Origin of the sequence: Arthrobacter sp. SX1312 (genome assembly GCF_002929295.1) — a bacterium.
GTDB lineage: Bacteria > Actinomycetota > Actinomycetes > Actinomycetales > Micrococcaceae > Arthrobacter_D.
Genome location: NZ_PJIM01000002.1, coordinates 616,881 through 632,357, shown reverse-complemented (window position 1 = coordinate 632,357; position 15,477 = coordinate 616,881). Strand labels below are relative to the sequence as shown.

17 protein-coding genes are annotated in these 15,477 nt (G+C 70.2%); 5 read left to right on the top strand and 12 right to left on the bottom strand.

Features of this window, described 5'->3' with window-relative positions; genetic code table 11:
- Positions 1-8: 8 nt before the first annotated feature.
- Positions 9-1,550, bottom strand: coding sequence for a cryptochrome/photolyase family protein (locus CXQ92_RS10400; RefSeq protein ID WP_104167665.1), 1,542 nt, complete (start codon positions 1,548-1,550; stop codon positions 9-11).
- 130 nt (positions 1,551-1,680) lie between these two features.
- Here CXQ92_RS10400 and CXQ92_RS10395 point away from each other — a divergent pair, with 130 nt between their 5' ends.
- Entirely contained in the window at positions 1,681-3,174 is a 1,494-nt protein-coding gene (locus CXQ92_RS10395) for an FAD-dependent oxidoreductase (protein ID WP_104167664.1), read from the top strand.
- Positions 3,175-3,250: 76 nt separating this feature from the next.
- Here the strand turns inward: CXQ92_RS10395 and mscL are convergent, their stop codons facing one another.
- Together mscL and CXQ92_RS10385 are read right to left on the bottom strand one after the other, a co-directional pair.
- On the bottom strand, positions 3,251-3,670 hold the full coding sequence (gene mscL / locus CXQ92_RS10390; protein WP_104167663.1) for a large conductance mechanosensitive channel protein MscL: 420 nt from the start codon (positions 3,668-3,670) through the stop codon (positions 3,251-3,253).
- 122 nt (positions 3,671-3,792) lie between these two features.
- A complete protein-coding gene (locus CXQ92_RS10385) occupies positions 3,793-4,350 on the bottom strand; it encodes a TetR/AcrR family transcriptional regulator (RefSeq protein ID WP_104167662.1) in 558 nt (185 codons plus the stop codon).
- A 133-nt stretch (positions 4,351-4,483) separates the two neighbouring features.
- Here CXQ92_RS10385 and CXQ92_RS10380 point away from each other — a divergent pair, with 133 nt between their 5' ends.
- On the top strand, positions 4,484-5,986 hold the full coding sequence (locus CXQ92_RS10380; protein ID WP_258069924.1) for an MFS transporter: 1,503 nt from the start codon (positions 4,484-4,486) through the stop codon (positions 5,984-5,986).
- A 95-nt stretch (positions 5,987-6,081) separates the two neighbouring features.
- Here CXQ92_RS10380 and CXQ92_RS10375 read toward each other — a convergent pair whose 3' ends face one another.
- Positions 6,082-6,339 carry a WGxxGxxG family protein gene (locus CXQ92_RS10375; protein ID WP_104167660.1) on the bottom strand — a complete coding sequence of 86 codons (258 nt, stop codon included), beginning with the start codon at positions 6,337-6,339 and terminating at the stop codon, positions 6,082-6,084.
- Between the two features lie 190 nt (positions 6,340-6,529).
- Here CXQ92_RS10375 and CXQ92_RS10370 point away from each other — a divergent pair, with 190 nt between their 5' ends.
- Together CXQ92_RS10370 and CXQ92_RS10365 are read left to right on the top strand one after the other, a co-directional pair.
- The gene (locus CXQ92_RS10370; RefSeq protein WP_104167659.1) at positions 6,530-7,102 is read left to right on the top strand and encodes a GNAT family N-acetyltransferase; all 573 of its coding nucleotides are present in this window, start codon (positions 6,530-6,532) and stop codon (positions 7,100-7,102) included.
- A gap of 119 nt (positions 7,103-7,221) precedes the next feature.
- Positions 7,222-8,835, top strand: coding sequence for a peptide chain release factor 3 (locus CXQ92_RS10365; protein WP_258069851.1), 1,614 nt, complete (start codon positions 7,222-7,224; stop codon positions 8,833-8,835).
- Between the two features lie 22 nt (positions 8,836-8,857).
- On the opposite strand, the gene CXQ92_RS10360 is transcribed toward CXQ92_RS10365, so the two are convergent.
- From CXQ92_RS10360 to CXQ92_RS10330, 8 genes are all read right to left on the bottom strand, one after another.
- Positions 8,858-9,733, bottom strand: coding sequence for a YgcG family protein (locus CXQ92_RS10360; RefSeq protein ID WP_104167658.1), 876 nt, complete (start codon positions 9,731-9,733; stop codon positions 8,858-8,860).
- Positions 9,730-10,749: a squalene cyclase gene (locus CXQ92_RS10355; protein WP_104167657.1), complete on the bottom strand. Its 1,020-nt coding sequence runs from the start codon at positions 10,747-10,749 to the stop codon at positions 9,730-9,732. The genes CXQ92_RS10360 and CXQ92_RS10355 overlap by 4 nt, the downstream gene beginning before the upstream one ends.
- A gap of 82 nt (positions 10,750-10,831) precedes the next feature.
- Entirely contained in the window at positions 10,832-10,987 is a 156-nt protein-coding gene (locus CXQ92_RS18155; protein WP_156135027.1) for a hypothetical protein, read from the bottom strand.
- A gap of 1 nt (position 10,988) precedes the next feature.
- Entirely contained in the window at positions 10,989-11,465 is a 477-nt protein-coding gene (locus tag CXQ92_RS10350; RefSeq protein ID WP_104167656.1) for a DUF6325 family protein, read from the bottom strand.
- Between the two features lie 84 nt (positions 11,466-11,549).
- Positions 11,550-12,392, bottom strand: coding sequence for a class II glutamine amidotransferase (locus tag CXQ92_RS10345; RefSeq protein ID WP_306738540.1), 843 nt, complete (start codon positions 12,390-12,392; stop codon positions 11,550-11,552).
- Positions 12,393-12,605: 213 nt separating this feature from the next.
- Positions 12,606-13,346, bottom strand: a complete 741-nt coding sequence (locus tag CXQ92_RS10340; protein ID WP_258069850.1) for a GAF and ANTAR domain-containing protein — start codon at positions 13,344-13,346, stop codon at positions 12,606-12,608.
- Between the two features lie 171 nt (positions 13,347-13,517).
- A complete protein-coding gene (locus CXQ92_RS10335) occupies positions 13,518-14,171 on the bottom strand; it encodes a DUF3105 domain-containing protein (protein WP_104167655.1) in 654 nt (217 codons plus the stop codon).
- A gap of 129 nt (positions 14,172-14,300) precedes the next feature.
- Positions 14,301-14,960: a DUF305 domain-containing protein gene (locus CXQ92_RS10330; protein ID WP_104167654.1), complete on the bottom strand. Its 660-nt coding sequence runs from the start codon at positions 14,958-14,960 to the stop codon at positions 14,301-14,303.
- A 139-nt stretch (positions 14,961-15,099) separates the two neighbouring features.
- Between CXQ92_RS10330 and CXQ92_RS10325 the strand changes: the two genes are divergently transcribed.
- Positions 15,100-15,426, top strand: a complete 327-nt coding sequence (locus CXQ92_RS10325; RefSeq protein WP_104167653.1) for a metal-sensitive transcriptional regulator — start codon at positions 15,100-15,102, stop codon at positions 15,424-15,426.
- The last annotated feature ends 51 nt before the right edge of the window (positions 15,427-15,477 follow it).

The following is a 15,477-nucleotide window of genomic DNA, read 5'->3' as shown; positions in this document are numbered from 1 at the left end:
GATTCCGACTATAGGCCGGGAAGCGTGGCCGCCGTCGCCCCACCGGCCGGCGACACGTCCGCGGGCGGCACGGCCGTCGTCGCCCCGTCGCCCGGGAGCCACCGCGCCGCCTCCTCCCGCAGGGACGCCCGCCGCTCGGGATCCATGCGGTCGAGGAGCACCACCACCATGTTCGACCGCGGGTTGCGGGCGAACAGCTCCCGGTGGTCGCCGACGAACTCCCAGTAAAGCGCGTCCCAGCTGAACCGCCAGGGGCCGTCCTTGAAGTCGCTCATCTTCTTGATGTAGTTGCTGCCGCTGACGTACGGCTTGGTGGTGATCATGGTCCCGGCCGCGAACTGGCTCATCGCGTAGACGTTGGGCACCATCACCCAGTCGTAGGCGTCGATGAACATCTCCATGAACCACGCGTAGACGGCGTCCGGCTTCGCCCGCATCAGCAGGGCCGCGTTGCCCAGCACCATGAGCCGCTCGATGTGGTGCGCATAGGCGGTGTCGAGGACGCGGGTGATGACGGAGTCCACCGGCACGAGTCCCGTGTCCCCGGTCCACCAGCCCTCGTGGAGGTCCGCCGTGAACCCGAGCGTGTTGCCGGTCCGCATCTCCCGCCCGCGGAGCACGTAGGACGCCCGGATGTACTCCCGCCATCCGATGACCTGGCGGACGAAGCCCTCGACGCTGGCGATCGGCGTGTCGTGGCGGTCGGCGAAGTCCAGGGCGAGGTCCACCACCTCGGCGGGGCTGAGGAGGCCGGTGTTCATGCTGGAGCTCAGCGCCGAGTGGAAGAGGTAGGTCTGGCCCTCCGCGATCGAGTCCTCGTACGGTCCGAACAGCTCGAAGCGCTCGGTGAGGAATGCCTCGAGGGCATCGGAGGCCTGCCGGTGCGTGACGGGCCAGTTGAAGGACTCCGCGGTGCCGGGGTTGTCCGGGAACGCGCCCTGCACCCAGCGGATGGCGTCCTCGACCTCCGGCGGCCGCTCGAACCGGGGCAGGTCCGGCAGGTCGATCTTCTTCGGCAGCTTCTTGCGGTTGTCCGCGTCGAAACTCCACTTCCCGCCCGTCGGGGAGCCGCCGGCCTCCACCATGATGCCGAGCCGCTTGCGCTGCCACTCGTAGAAGGTCTGCATGCGCCAGTTGTGTGAGGAGAAGTAGGTCCCGAGGACGTCGCGCGACGTGAGGAACTGCGGGGTCTCGAGGACCCGCGCCGCCACGCCGGCGTCCGCGAGGGTCCGCGTGAGTCGCCGGTCCAGCCAGTCGTCGACGACGTCGTAGTAGGTCACGTGCGTGGCGTCGCGGTCCGCGAGCGCGGCCGCCAGCCGCTCCTGGCTGGTGGCCTCCGCGGAGGTCTCGACGTAGTCGACGCCGTAGCCCGCGTCCCGGAGCCGCCGCGCCAGGATGGTCATGGCCGCACGGTGCAGGACGAGCTTCTGCTGGTGGAACCGCAGGCTGCGGAACATCAGGTCGTCCTCGAGGAGGACGAAGTGCGTGTCCGGGGACGCCTCGAGATGCTCCTCGAACAGCTGGTGCGGAAGGACGAGCTGAACGTGCACGGGGGTGCCTTCCTGCAGGGGACGGTCGTCGGGCAACCCTAGCGCCCGCCGCCGACAGGCCCGGACCCTTGACTGTAAGCAGGCTTAGTGGTTCGGTGGGGACCACCGACCGGATCCGGAAGGGACCACCATGAGATCGCTCTGGCTCGATACCGCTCCGCACATCCCGGCGGACACCCTGCCGGCCGGCGCCGCCTACGACTCGGTCGTCGTCGGGGCAGGACTGACAGGGCTGACGACGGCGCTCCTGCTGTCCCGGGCGGGGCACCGGGTGGCGGTCCTGGAGGCCCGGACCACCGGAGCGGTGACCACGGGCAACACCACCGCGAAGCTCTCGCTCCTGCAGGGGACGAGCATCTCGGCGATCCTGAAGCACCACGACGTCGGGCTCGCCCGGGCCTACGTCCTCGGGAACCGCGAGGGGCAGAGCTGGCTGCTGCGCTTCTGCGACGAGAACGGCATCGACTATCAGACCCGGGACGCCGTCCAGTACGCCACCACGGACACCGGGGCACGGAAGCTGACCGACGAACACGAGGCGTGCGTCGCGGCCGGCCTCGCCACCGAGCTCGGCAGCGCGGCCGCCCTGCCCTTCCCCGTGCGGAAGACCCTGCGTCTGGAGGGCCAGGCCCAGTTCCACCCGCTGGAGGTGCTGGCCGGGCTGGCCGCCGAGTTCAGGCGGCACGGCGGCACGCTGGTCGAGGGCGTCCGCGTGCAGGGCGTCGCGAAGGCCCGCGAGGGGGCGGACGGCGTGGAGCTGAGGACCAGCGCGGGCCCGGTGGCGGCGTCGACCGTCGTCCTCGCCACGGGCATCCCCATCCTCGACCGCGGTGGCTACTTCGCCGTGCTGCAGCCCATGCGCTCGTACTGCGTGGCCCTGACCGTGGACGGCGACGTCCCGGAGGACATGTACCTCAGCGCGGACTCCCCCACCCGGTCCCTGCGCACCGCCGTCGTCGACGGCACCACCTACCTGATCGTCGGGGGCAACGGCCACAAGGTGGGCCACAGCTCCAACACCCGGGCCAGGGTGGACGGCCTCACGCGGTGGGCACGGGAGTACTTCCCGACGGCACGCCCCGCCTACGCCTGGTCGGCCCAGGACTACACGCCGGCCGCGGCGGTCCCCTACGTGGGCAAGGTGCCCGCCGGAGGTGGCCACCTCTACGCGGCCACCGGCTACAACAAGTGGGGCATGACCAACGCGGTGACGGCGTCGCTGGCCCTCGCGGGCGAGATCCTCGGCGGCAACATGCCGTGGGCCGAGACGCTGTACCGGACGCGGGTCAGCCCGGCGGACGCACTCCAGACGGCCCAGGCGAACGCCGTCGTCGGCATGGAGATGGTCACCGGCTGGCTGGGCGGCCTCGCGCGATCCTCGTCCTCCACGCCCGGCGAAGGGGAGGGTCGGGTGATCCGCGAGGGTGCGCGCCCCATCGGGGTGTGCATGGTCGACGGCGTGCAGCACCGCGTGTCGGCCGTCTGCCCGCACCTGAAGGGGATCCTCTCCTGGAACGACGCCGAGCGGTCCTGGGACTGCCCGCTCCACGGGTCTCGCTTCACGGCGGACGGGAAGCTGCTCGAGGGGCCGTCGACGTCGGACCTCGCCACTACGAGGCGCTAGCGCGCCACCACCCGGACGGCCGCGCGGAGCGGCGGGGCCTGCGGGCGGAGAGTGCGAAGACCCGCAGGCGCCCCGGTCACCGTCGGGTCTCCCTGGAGGCCAGATCCTTCAGCAGGTCCCGCATCTCCGTGAGGAGTGCGGTGTCGACCGGGATCGGCGCCTCTTCGGAGTCCTCCGGCGCGGCGAGCGCACGCAGCCGCTCACGGGCGCGGTTCATGGGTACGACGAACAGGAAGTAGACCACGGCCGCCGTGATGAGGAACGTGATGACGGCCGTGAGTACGGCGCCCACGTCGACGAAGGTGGCGTCATTGCCCGGCCGGATCCGGAAGCCGAGGCCGGCCGCGTCGATCCCGCCGGCGGAGGCGATGACCGGATTGATGATGTTCGCCGTGAAGGCGCTGACGAGGGCGGTGAACGCGCTGCCGATGACGACGGCGATCGCCAGTTCGATCACGTTGCCGCGCAGAACGAAGTCCCTGAAACCCTTGATCATCCACTGTCCCCTCGCTGAGTGCCCGGGCCGCTCGGCCCGGTCGGTCCTGTCTGCAGGCCTCACTCCAGTGAGGCCTTCCTCCCTCGGAACCGCCCCGACGCCGGAGGACGGGACGGGGCTCGTCAGGGCGCGGTGGCGCCGCGTCCGCTCCGACTGACGATGAGATCCACGACGCCGAGGAGCTCGTCGATCTCCGCGCCACTGGTGCTGCCGGTCCCGGCCGAGGCGAAGAAGGCCGCGTCGTAGTAGAGGCCGTCGCCGAGGAGCTTGACGGCGTGCGCCGTGGTGCGGTCGCCGAGTTGAGCATCGAGCGCGTCGAGCCATTGTTCCTGGATGTCGGCGAGGGAGGCCTTCGCCGTCGGGTGCCCCTGCTGGGCGAGGCGCGCCATGGACACGAGCGCGCGGTCGAGCGGGCTGTCCTCGAAGACGGACGTCCGGACGTAGTAGCGGGCCGCCCCGTCCGGTGCCGCCGTCATCATCTCGCGGTCCTTGTCGGCGAGGCCGCGGAGGCGGTCGGCCAGGCCGTCGACGAGCGCCTCCTTGGAGGGGAAGTGATAGAGCAGTCCGCCCTTGGAGACGTCGGCGGCCGCGGCCACCGCTTCCATGGTGGCGGCCCTCTCGCCGTCGCGGATCAGGGCGTTCTCGAAGCTGTCGAGGATGCGCTCGCGGGAACTGGACACCTACTGATGATACCGGTCACGATTGTTGTACTGTACCGGCTGGACGGTATAGCTTAGATGGATGACCATGACACCTTCCTCCTCCGCACGTGCATCCGGGGTGAACCCGCGTGCCGTTCACACCCCCGATCCCATGGCCGGCCGCCGCGAATGGTTCGCCCTCGCCGTGCTGATGCTGCCGGTGCTGCTGGTCTCGGTGGACAACACCGTGCTGAGCTTCGCCCTGCCCGAGATCTCCCGCCACTTCGCGACGAGCGGGACCACACTGCTCTGGATCGTCGACAGCTATCCCCTGGTGCTCGCCGGCCTGCTGGTGGCGATGGGCAGCTTCGGCGATCGCTTCGGCCGCCGCCGCCTGCTCATCATCGGCGCGGTGGGGTTCGCCGTCTTCTCGGTGGTCGCGGCGTTCGCCCCGACGGCGGCATTCCTCGTCGCCGCACGCGTGGGTCTCGGCGTCTTCGGCGCCATGCTCATGCCCTCGACCCTCTCGCTCATCCGCAACATCTTCCTGGATCGGAACCAGCGTCGGATCGCCATCGCGGTCTGGGCCGCGGGCTTCTCGGCCGGCGCAGCGCTCGGCCCCCTGCTCGGCGGCGCCCTGCTCGAGCACTTCTGGTGGGGCTCCGTCTTCCTCCTGGCGGTTCCCGTGCTGGTGCTCATGCTCGCGCTGACTCCCGTCCTGGTGCCCGAATCGAAGGACTCCCATCCGGGGCTCGTGGACTACGCGAGCATCGTGCTGTCGATCGGCACCATGCTGCCGGTGGTCTACGCCATCAAGAACCTCGCGAAGGGAGGCCCGTTGCTCATCTCCGTGACGGCAGCCTTCATCGGCATCGCGGCGGGCACCGTCTTCGTCGCCCGCCAGCTGCAACGCCGCAACCCCATGCTCGATGTCCGCCTCTTCACGGTGCGCGCGTTCAGCGGCGCCGTCCTGGTGAACCTCTTCGCGATCTTCTCGCTCGTGGGCTTCCTGTTCTTCGTCTCGCAGCACCTCCAGCTGGTGCTCGGGCTCAGCCCGCTCGACGCCGGACTGGTCCTGCTGCCGGGCCTCCTCGTGACGATCATCGCCGGCCTCGCCGTCGTGCCGCTGGCCCGCCGGGGTCGGCCGCACCTCGTCGTCTCGGTCGCCCTGATGTTCTCGGCCGTCGCCTACGCGATGATCGCCCTGCTCGGCGAAGGCGGGTCCGCGGGCTTCCTCATGGCCGCCTTCGTGATCCTCGGGATCGGCGTGGGCGCATCCGAGACCGTCTCCAACGACCTCATCCTGTCCTCCGTCCCCGCGGCCAAGGCGGGCGCGGCATCCGCCGTGTCCGAGACCGCCTACGAGGTCGGTTCCGTCCTGGGGACCGCCGTCCTCGGCAGCATCCTGCTGGCGTCCTACCAGCGGAACCTGCTGCTCCCCACGGGACTCAGCAGCGGCCAGGCGGGGACGTCCACCGAGACCCTCGGCGGCGCGGTCGAGGTGGCGACCCAGCTCGGTCCGACCAGCGCGGCCCTGCTCCGGGACTCGGCGTTCCACGCCTTCGACAGCGGCGTCACGCTGACATCCGGCATCGCGGCGCTGCTCATGGTCGGGGCGTCCGTCCTGGCCGCGTGGAGTCTGCGGAACACCACGGCGGAGCGCGTCGACCACTAGGCGCCCCCGGGAACACCATGAGGGCCCATTCCGGGAGGAATGGGCCCTCATGTCATCGGGCGGCCCTACGCTGCGGGCCGGCCGGGTGCCGGAACCTAGTGTCCGGTGCGGTTCGGGTCGTTGACGCTCGAGGCGCCGTTGGCACGGTGGTCGACGTGCTCCTTCTTGTTCTTCTTCAGCAGGCCGGCCAGGCCGAGGAGGCCGAGGAGGCCCCACAGGCCGTTGTCGCCGCTGTCGTCGCTCTCCTGGGTCTGGGTGGTGGGCGCCGGCTCTTCAGAGGCGATGGAAGGGGCTGCCATTCCCGTCAGGATGGCGAGGGAGAGGGCTGCGGTAGCTGCGGTCTTGCGAATCATGGCGCTCCTTAGGTTGGGAAGGGACCCTGCTTGGGACTCCTTTCATCAGCCTACTTAGCATTTGCCGACCCGTGGCCTTGGAATGAGTCTCGAAAGGGCTTGCCAGGCGCGGGGCCCACGGGGTACGCGGGCACCCTCCCGCGGCACCGTGGCCGTTGTCCGGCCGGGGCGCAGGTGGAACAGTGGGGTCATGGTGATCGAGGTGCGCCCGGCGACGACGTTCGAGGATGTGGCGACGATGGTGGGACCCCGACGCGTGGACGCGAATGTCTGCTGGTGCCTCAGCTACCGGCTCCCGGCCAAGCAGAATGCCGCACTGACAGGGCCGGATCGCGGCGACCTCGTGCAGCGCCTGTGCCATCAGGATCCGCCGCCCGGGGTGCTCGCCTACGACGGCGACGACGTCGTAGGGTGGGCTGCGGTCCACCCGCGCGCCGACACGGCATTCGCCCGCAGCCGCACGATTCCCCGCGTCGACGACGCCGACGTGTGGTCGGTGTGGTGCATCCGGGTGCGGCCGGGCCACCGCGGCCAGGGGATCTCGCATCGGCTCCTTGCAGGCGCGGTGGACTTCGCGGTCAGTCACGGAGCGCCGGCCGTCGAAGGGTATCCCGTGGACAACGCCGGCGGGAAGGTGGACACCACCATGGCCTATGTGGGCACGCGTCGGCTCTTCGAGGCCGCGGGCTTCAGGAAGGCGGCGGACACCGCGTCGGTGGTGAACGGGTTCCCGCGGATCCTCATGCGGCTCGAGCTGCCCTGACGCCGGGAACTCCGTCGGGATCCGCCGCCACAGGCCGTCCAGGGCGCCCGCACCCATGCGGACAGCGAACAGGTGCCTCCTCCGACGAGCTTCCCGCCGGCATCGGGGACAATGGAAGGGTGGCCCTGCTAACCGAATCCCCCGTCCTCGACGCCGACGCCGTCCGCCGCGAGGCCGGCCGCCGTCGTACCTTCGCCGTCATCTCGCACCCCGACGCCGGGAAGTCGACCCTCACGGAGGCGCTGGCGCTCCTCGCCCGGGCCATCCAGGACGCCGGCGTCACGCACGGCAAGTCGAGCCGTCACGCCACCGTCTCGGACTGGATGGGCATCGAGCAGGAGCGCGGCATCTCGATCAGCTCCGCGGCCCTCCAGCTGACCTACCGTGACACCATCCTCAACGTCGTCGACACCCCGGGCCACGCGGACTTCTCGGAGGACACCTACCGCGTCCTCGCCGCCGTCGACTCCGCGGTGATGCTGATCGACGCCGCCAAGGGCTTCGAACCGCAGACCGTCAAGCTGCTCGCCGTGTGCAAGGCCCGGAACATCCCGATCATCACCGTCATCAACAAGTGGGACCGGCCGGGCCTCGACGCCCTCGGCCTGATCGACGACGTCGGGGAGCGCACCGGGATGAACCCGGTCCCGCTCACCTGGCCGGCCGGGATCGCCGGGGAGTTCAAGGGACTCATCGACCTCCGGGCCGAGCGCGCGATCGCACTGACGGCCGTGGAAGCCGGCGCCCAGGCCGCCACGGAGACCGAGGTGGACATCGACGCCCTCGATCCGCGTGACGCCGGCGCCTGGCTCGATGCGCGCGAGGAGTCGGGTCTCGTCGAATCCTCGAACGGCTCCTTCGACCGCGAGGAGTTCGAGGCGGCCCGGCAGACGCCCGTCCTCTTCGCGGCCGCGGCCAAGAACTTCGGCGTCTCCCAGCTCCTCGACATCCTGGTGGACGTGGCCCCCTCCCCCTCCCCGCGGCCCTCCAAGGAGGACGAGCCGCGCCCCATCGACGCGCCGATGTCCGGCTTCGTGTTCAAGGTGCAGGCCGGCCAGGACAGCGCCCACCGCGACCACATCGCCTACCTGCGCATCTGCTCCGGCACGTTCGAGCGCGGCATGGTCATCACCAACCAGCGCACCGGGAAGCCCTTCGCCACCAAGTACGCGCACCGCGTCCTCGGACGCAGCCGCGAGGTGGTGGACACGGCGTGGCCGGGCGACGTCGTCGGACTCGTGAACGCGACGAGCCTCCGCGTCGGCGACAGCCTGTTCGCCGAGGAGCCCGTGCAGTTCCCCGACATCCCGCGCTTCTCCCCTGAGCTGTTCGCCGTCGCCCGCGCCAAGGATCCTGGACGGTACAAGCAGTTCCGCCGCGGGATCGAACAGCTCGAGCACGAGGGCGTGGTGCAGGTGCTGCGCTCGGACCTCCGCGGCGACCAGGCGCCCGTGCTCGCCGCCGTCGGGGCACTGCAGTTCGAGGTCGCCGCCGAGCGGCTCGGCACCGAGTTCAACGCGCCGACGTCGCTGGACAATCTCTCCTACACGCTCGCGATGCGGGTGGCGCCGGAGAGCGAGGGCGTCCCGGGGACCTTCCGCGGCGGCGAGATCCTCTTCCGGTCCGACGGCGAGATCGTGGCGGTGTTCGGGGACAAGTGGAAGGTGGGGCACTTCCGGAAGGACTTCCCCGATGTCGTGCTCGAACCGATCGGCGCAGCCGTCGATCAGTAGGGGCCGGCGCGTCCCCCTGCGGTCAGTAGCTGCCCGACGCCCCGCCGCCGCTGAACCCGCCGCCTCCGTTGAAGGAGGACCCCGAGGTGTCGCCCCCGCTGCCCCCGGAGTAGAGCGCAGGGTTGGCGAGATAGAGGGGGAGCCAGAGGGCCGGGTTGCTCACGGCGTCGTCGTTCCGGTGGTTGTACCGGTATTTCCGGTAGGCGTCGCGTTGCTGCTCGGTGAGGCGGAGGTCCGGGTCGGCGTCCTCCGCTGCCCGCAGCTCCTCGTTCGCGATGGAACGACGGCGGCGGGAGTCCGCGGCGAACAGCCACATGATGCCGCCGAGGAGGACGGCGAGGCCGCCCGCGACCCAGCCGAGGAGCACCCAGTCGAACGGCTCCTTCACCGGCTCCTGGCCCTGCGCGTAGGTGTAGATCCGGCCGACGGCCTCCGTCAGCCCCGCAGCGTACTCCTCGTCGGCGAATGCCGGTTCGAGGACGTCCCCGATGACCTGCGCGGCGTCGTCGTCGGAGAACGCCTCGCGTACGCCGTCGGCGGTCTCGATACGCAGTTCCCGCTCACCGGTGTCCGCGACGACGAGCACGCCGTTGTCGGCGCCGGCGTCCCCCACGCCCCAGGCGGTCGCGACGGAGCGGGCGTAGTCCTCGATGGACCCGCCGGCGTCCTCCACCGTCAGGACGGCCACGCGCGCGGCGTCGGTCCGGCCGTTGTGCCCGTCGATGAGCGCGTCGAGCTCCTGCTCCTCGGCGGACGTCAGGACATCGGCGGCGTCGAGCACGTTGCCCTCCGCCGGCGGTTCCGGCGCGGCGGCGGGTCCGGTCCCGTCGCAGCCCGTGAGGACGAGGAGCACCAGGGACGCCGTCGCCGTGATGACGCCCGGTCGACGATTCGTCATGATCCTCCCCCCTGTCTCGACGGTGCGGCGCCCTCCGCGGGGCCGCGGGCGGAATCCCACCAGTGGAGCACCCGCGCCGCGTGGAACGTCACCCAGGGGGACGGTACCCCCGCCGGCACGTCCACGTCGAACCAGGCCTCGCCGGGGTGGCGGCGCTGCTGCAGCCAGGTGCCGTCCGGCTGCCGGGCCGTGCGGACGAGCTCGACGGCGTCCTCGAGCCGGTGATCCGGCGCCGCGCCGTCATGCTCCGCTGCACGACGGAAGTAGTCCAGGGCGCGCAGTGCGCTGTAGTAGGACCGGAACGGGTAGGCGAATGCGCCGATCCAGGCCGCCACGGGTTCGCCCGTGCCCAGCCGGTACAGCAGCCGCCGGCGCAGCAGGTACTCCTCGGCCGCATGCCGGGCGGCGGTGAGCGGTGGGCTCCCGCCGGTGAGGATCTCGTAATCGAGCACGCCGTCCAGAGCACTGAGGGTGGACGGGAAGGACGCCCTCCGTAAGCCCTCCACCCACGCGCAGTTCCAGCCGCCCTCGTCGACCTGGTGGTCCACGAACCACTCCGCCAGCGCACCCATGTCCAGGCCGAGCCACGCTCCGTTGGCGAGCGTCATACCGTTGATGCAGGCGTCCACCTCGCCACCCCAGTAGGGCAGGTCGTCGTATTCCCAGCGGCTGTTGACCCGGAGCCGCTCCGCGGTGTCCCCCAGGGCGTCGGCGTCCAGACCCCATTGCCGCAGGCTCGTGAGGGACCAGGTGGTTGCCGTCCAGGGCTGGCCGTCCGACGCGGCGGCTTCGGGACCCTCCAGGTCGAACCCGGCGGGGAAGAACGCGCCACCGGCCCACTGCCCATCGGCGTCCTGATGGGCCAGGAGCCGTGCGCCGAAGCCCTCCGTGGCGACAAGGTCCCGCGTGTGCATCCAGGCCTCCTCCGGCGCACCGGCGAGGTCCCGCTCCACCTGCCATCGGAGCGCGGGATCCGAGGTCAGGAGCCAATCGATCAGGGAGCCGTCCAGCGCCATGGACCGCAGAGTACGGCGACTCCGCACGCGCCACAAGACCCGAACCTGTCAGGGATGCACTTGTGACGCGCCTGCGGTGACGTCAGTCGCGGCGGTCGCGGCGATCCTCGCGCCGGTCCCCGCGGTCGTCCCGTCGATCCTCCCTGCGGTCTCCGCGACGGTTGATCCCGTGGGCGACGACGATGGCGCCGCCGACGGCGGCGGCGGTCCTGCGCCTGCGTCGTGCTGCGAGTGGCATGTCAGACTCCTTCCTTCATTCCTTCGGCTGACCGGGATTCGGCCTCATCGGCCTGGAAGGCGGCGATGACGGCCTGGGTCGGGATCCGGCCGCTGGCAACGAGCTGGCCGCCGGCCTTCCGGACGGCCGCACCGAACGGGGCCGCCCACTGGTTCTCCCAGACGAGTACAGCGGCGGAATGGCCGGGCTCGATCGTCTCGGCCAGGTCCAGGATGTCCTGCTCGGAGAGCACCATGGCGAGCTCTGCCTCGGCCATGCGCACCCCGCCGAGCTCTGTCTCGTCGAGGTCGGAGATCTCCGCCGTCTCGAGGGCGCCATCCGCGTTCTTCCGCAGGAACGCCATGTCGAGGACCCTGACGAGTTCACGGTTGACCAGGTCGTCCAGGAACGGGGCGATCTGGCCTCTACCGAAGTCCGGTCCGGGGAACTCCACGACGAGCCAATCCACCGGCCCTAGTTCATCCAATGTCTCAGCCATGCTGAAGACCTCCGTTTCTCAGTGTCACGGGCGGTCCGACGGGCCACCGCAGTCTCATCCTGTGCGCCGGTCACAGGCGGCGCGTCACCCGCCCGGGGTGACCTCCCGGCGGGCGCCATCACGTCCGGCGGACGGATGCCGGAGATGTGTCAGACAGCTGCGGCGACCGGAAGCGCAGGGGCGAACGGGTACAGCTCCTGCTCGCCTCCGCGAACGACGACGCAGGTGGCGTCCGGCACTTCCCGCCATGCGCCACGGAGATCGCCCAATGGCGTGGATCAGGGGGTTGTCCGGGTACTGGGCGCGGAGGGTCGCGATGTCGTTGCTGTGGAACAGTGATCGCGAGTTGCCCTCGCTCGAGTACCGGAAGGCCCAGGTGGTGTCGCCGTCGGTGGTGGCGACCGTCATCTGGATGGGGTAGTCGATGCCGTGGCGCCGCCCGGTGTCCTCGATCAGGCCCACGGCCTCCGCGACCGCTGCGCGGGGGTTCCGCTCAAGCCCGAAGGTCAGGGCGAGGTAGAAGAACAGCTCCGAGTCCGTCGACCCTTCGATCTCGGGGTAGAGGCTGGGCTCGACCGCCATGGCCAGATCGCGCTTTACCTTCGGGAAGTCCAGGAGCACCCCGTTGTGCATCCAGAGCCACCGGCCGTGACGGAACGGGTGGCAGTTCGTCTGCTGGACGGCCGTGCCGGTCGTGGCACGGATGTGGGCGAAGACGCGGCCTGCCGAGGCGTGCCCTGCGAGCTCGCGCAGGTTGCGGTCATGCCAGGCAGGCTCCGTGCTGTGGTAGACCCCGGGGGTCGGCCCGGTCCCGTACCACCCGACGCCGAACCCGTCCCCGTTGGTGGTCTCGACGCCCATCCGTGAGTGCTTGCTCTGCATGACGAGGGAGTTGACGGGTCTGTAGAGGAGGTCGTCCAATCGCACGGGGGAACCTGAGTACGCTAGCCAACGACACATGTCGTCTCCTTCGGGTCGGTCCGGATCTGCACACCGGGCCGGAGCCAGTCCGCCGGCCCTCCTGGCCGTCTCAGCCATGCTGAAGACGTCCGTACTCATCCTGCGCACCGGCGATACGCGACACGTCACCCGCGCGGGGTGACCTCGCGCCCCGAAGCGCGACGATGGGGCTCCGCGCGGTCAGGGGACGAAGTGCGTCTCGGGGAGCTGCTGGCCGATCGAGGTGACCACGGCGGCGGCGACGTCCGCCAGCTTCATGTTCCGTCCGCTGGACGCGGCCTTGAGGATGGTGATGGCCGCCTCGTGGCTGCACCGGTTCTGACCCATGATGATGCCCGCCGCCACGTCGATCGTGGTCCGCGAGTTCATCGCGGCCCGCAGGTGCTCGCCCGTATCGGTGAGGTGGGCCACCCGGACCGCCAGGCGGAGGAACTTCGAGGCCTCGGTGGCGAGTTGCACGGCCTCGGCGATGGACTCGTCGTCGAAGGCGTGGGGCTGCGGCGAGTACAGGTTCAGGCCGGCCGCCGCGAGGCCGTCCAACGGGATGGGCACGCCGACGGCGGAGCGCATCCCGTGCTCCACGATGGCTGCCGTGTAGTCGCCGAAGCGCTTCTCCTCGAGGAAGTCCTCCACGTGGTAGACCTGACCGTCCCGGGCGGCCCGGATGCACGGTCCGTCGTCGAACGCGTACTGGACCTCGTCCATGAGTTTCGCCTGCTCGCTGCTGCTGGCCACCGTCCCCGTGGACCGGCGCCGCAGGAGCGTGACTCCGGACATCACTTCCCGGTCCGGGGTCGAGAGGGTGTCCGCAGCCAGTCTGGCGAGCCCGTCGAGGAACTCGTTGATGTCCGTGCTGTCCAGGACCAGGTCCTGCAGCATCCCGGGAAGGGACAGTTCTCCGAGAATCCGGTCGTCGGTCACGACGGGCACCTTCCGATCATCAGGGGCCGCCGATGTGCAGCCCTGACTAGCCACGGTACCGAAGTGTTCATCCGGGGAGACAACGAAGGCGCCGGGGACGGCGCCACGGCGGGTGGACGACGGCGGCGCGGCAGCCCATGGCGGGTCCTGCCGCGCCGTCGTCGGGATCGCCTAGGAGGCGAGGCCCGCGGGCGTGATGCCACCGGAGCAGGCCGCACCCGGTTCACGGGTCTGCTCGCCCTGGATGTACTTGGTGAGGAAGGTGGCGAGGCGGGGGTCGTCGGCGGAGTCCACCGTGAGCTGGATGCCCCAGGCGCTGGCGGCGACGGGTGACTCGAGGTCCGGGTAGGGGCTGAGCAGCACGTAGGAGCGCTCACCCACGAGCTCGGTCAGCGTGTCGATCTCCGCCTGGCCGATGTCCGGGTTGTACGCGATCCAGACGGCACCGTGCTCCAGCGAGTGGACGGAGTTCTCGTTCGGGATGGGTTCGGTGTAGACGCCGCAGTTGGTCCAGACGGGGTTGTGATCGCCCCCGACGGGCGGCGACTGCTCGTACTCCACGGGGCCGTCCACGTGCTCGAACGTCACGTCGGGGTATTCCTGGACACCCTCGATGGGCTGGGACGCCTGGGCCTCGCGCTCCCGGTTGTCCTGCACCTGGCTGACGATGACCAGGGTCACCGCGATGATGATCGCCAGGATGACGGCGCCGATCCCGCCGAAGATGAGGGCGTTGCGCTTGCGTTCACCCGCCCGCTGCTGGGCTTGGATGGCGGCCAGGCGCGCTTGGCGGTCCTGGTTCTCCTGAGACCGTTTCTTGTTCAACGAGGTGTCCTTCGGTGCTGGGGTGGCTGCGGCGGTCGCCGCGGTTCGGTTAGCGCCGGAACCCAATGTACCGGCGGGGGCCGTCCGTCCCTGAACCGCCCCGCGGGGCGGCGGCAGGGCAGGGCGGCGCTACAGGGCGTCGAGCATGGTCTGCATGAGGGTGATCTCGGCCTGCTGGCCGGACTGGATCTTCGTGGACAGCGTGCGGACCTGCTCCGTCTCGGCGAGCTCGGCCCCGGCCGCGGCCATGTCCACGCCCGCCTCATGATGGTCGATCATGAGCGTCAGGTACAGCCGCTCGGCCTCCTCGCCGCGCGCAGCGCGCAGCTCGTCGAGCTGCGCTGCGGTCGCCATGCCGGGCATGAGCCCGTCCGGCATGAGCATGGACCTGGCATCGGCCCCCGCCCCCATGTCCATCCCTGCGTGGTCACCCGAGCTCGCCATCCATTCCATGCGTGGCTGCGCGTCGCTCTGCGGCAGCCCCCACTCCTCGAGCCAGGCGTACATCTGCCCCGCCTGCTGCTGCTGGGTCAGTGCGATGTCGTACGCGATGGCACGGAGGGTCTCGTCGTCCACGTTGTCGCGCACGATCATGGACATCTCCACGGCCTGGTTGTGGTGCACCTGCATGTCCCGGGCGAACCCCGCATCAGCGCTGCCGGCGTCGGGGTAGGAGGGACCGGCGGAGACGCGGCCGGCGGTGAAGGCGAGAGCGAACAACGCGACGACGGCGATTGCGGCGAGGATCAGGAGGACTCGCTTCTGCCAGCCCGACAGCGAGAGGGTCATGGACGTCCTTGGGTCGAGAGTGTGCCGGTTAGCCAACGTACGGCATTCCGCTGGGTGTTCCCTCCACGCAGGAATAACCGTAGGGCTTGGCGGTTATACCCCCCAAGGGTATCGTGGACCGTATGCGAGGAGCCAAGTCATGACCACCGGGACCAATGCGGAGACCACCGTGCAGCACGGCTACACGGCGGACAAGGACGCCTATCTCAAACGGTTGCGGCGGGTCGAGGGCCAGGTCCGCGGCATTGCGCGGATGGTCGAGGAGGACAAGTACTGCATCGACATCCTGACGCAGGTCGCGGCCGTCAACAAGGCACTGCACGCCGTCTCGATGGGATTGCTCGAGGAGCACATCGCGCACTGCGTCGTCGGAGCCGCACAGGACGCGCAGACCTCCGGCGACAGCGATGCCGTGCAGGAGAAGGTCCAGGAAGCCACCGCCGCGATCGGCCGCCTCCTGCGCTAGCAGCAGACCCCGTCAGCACCCAGCCCGTCCCCCATCCCCGTACTGATCCAT

Coding starts and splice junctions, on each gene's coding strand:
- CXQ92_RS10330 (WP_104167654.1), bottom strand. CDS start 14,960: ATGACCCTCTCGCTGTCGGGCTGGCAGAAGCGAGTCCTCCTGATCCTC.
- CXQ92_RS10360 (WP_104167658.1), bottom strand. CDS start 9,733: ATGACGAATCGTCGACCGGGCGTCATCACGGCGACGGCGTCCCTGGTG.
- CXQ92_RS10350 (WP_104167656.1), bottom strand. CDS start 11,465: ATGGCTGAGACATTGGATGAACTAGGGCCGGTGGATTGGCTCGTCGTG.
- mscL (WP_104167663.1), bottom strand. CDS start 3,670: ATGATCAAGGGTTTCAGGGACTTCGTTCTGCGCGGCAACGTGATCGAA.
- CXQ92_RS10355 (WP_104167657.1), bottom strand. CDS start 10,749: ATGGCGCTGGACGGCTCCCTGATCGATTGGCTCCTGACCTCGGATCCC.
- CXQ92_RS10375 (WP_104167660.1), bottom strand. CDS start 6,339: ATGATTCGCAAGACCGCAGCTACCGCAGCCCTCTCCCTCGCCATCCTG.
- CXQ92_RS10380 (WP_258069924.1), top strand. CDS start 4,484: ATGGCCGGCCGCCGCGAATGGTTCGCCCTCGCCGTGCTGATGCTGCCG.
- CXQ92_RS10325 (WP_104167653.1), top strand. CDS start 15,100: ATGACCACCGGGACCAATGCGGAGACCACCGTGCAGCACGGCTACACG.
- CXQ92_RS10395 (WP_104167664.1), top strand. CDS start 1,681: ATGAGATCGCTCTGGCTCGATACCGCTCCGCACATCCCGGCGGACACC.
- CXQ92_RS18155 (WP_156135027.1), bottom strand. CDS start 10,987: ATGCCACTCGCAGCACGACGCAGGCGCAGGACCGCCGCCGCCGTCGGC.
- CXQ92_RS10370 (WP_104167659.1), top strand. CDS start 6,530: ATGGTGATCGAGGTGCGCCCGGCGACGACGTTCGAGGATGTGGCGACG.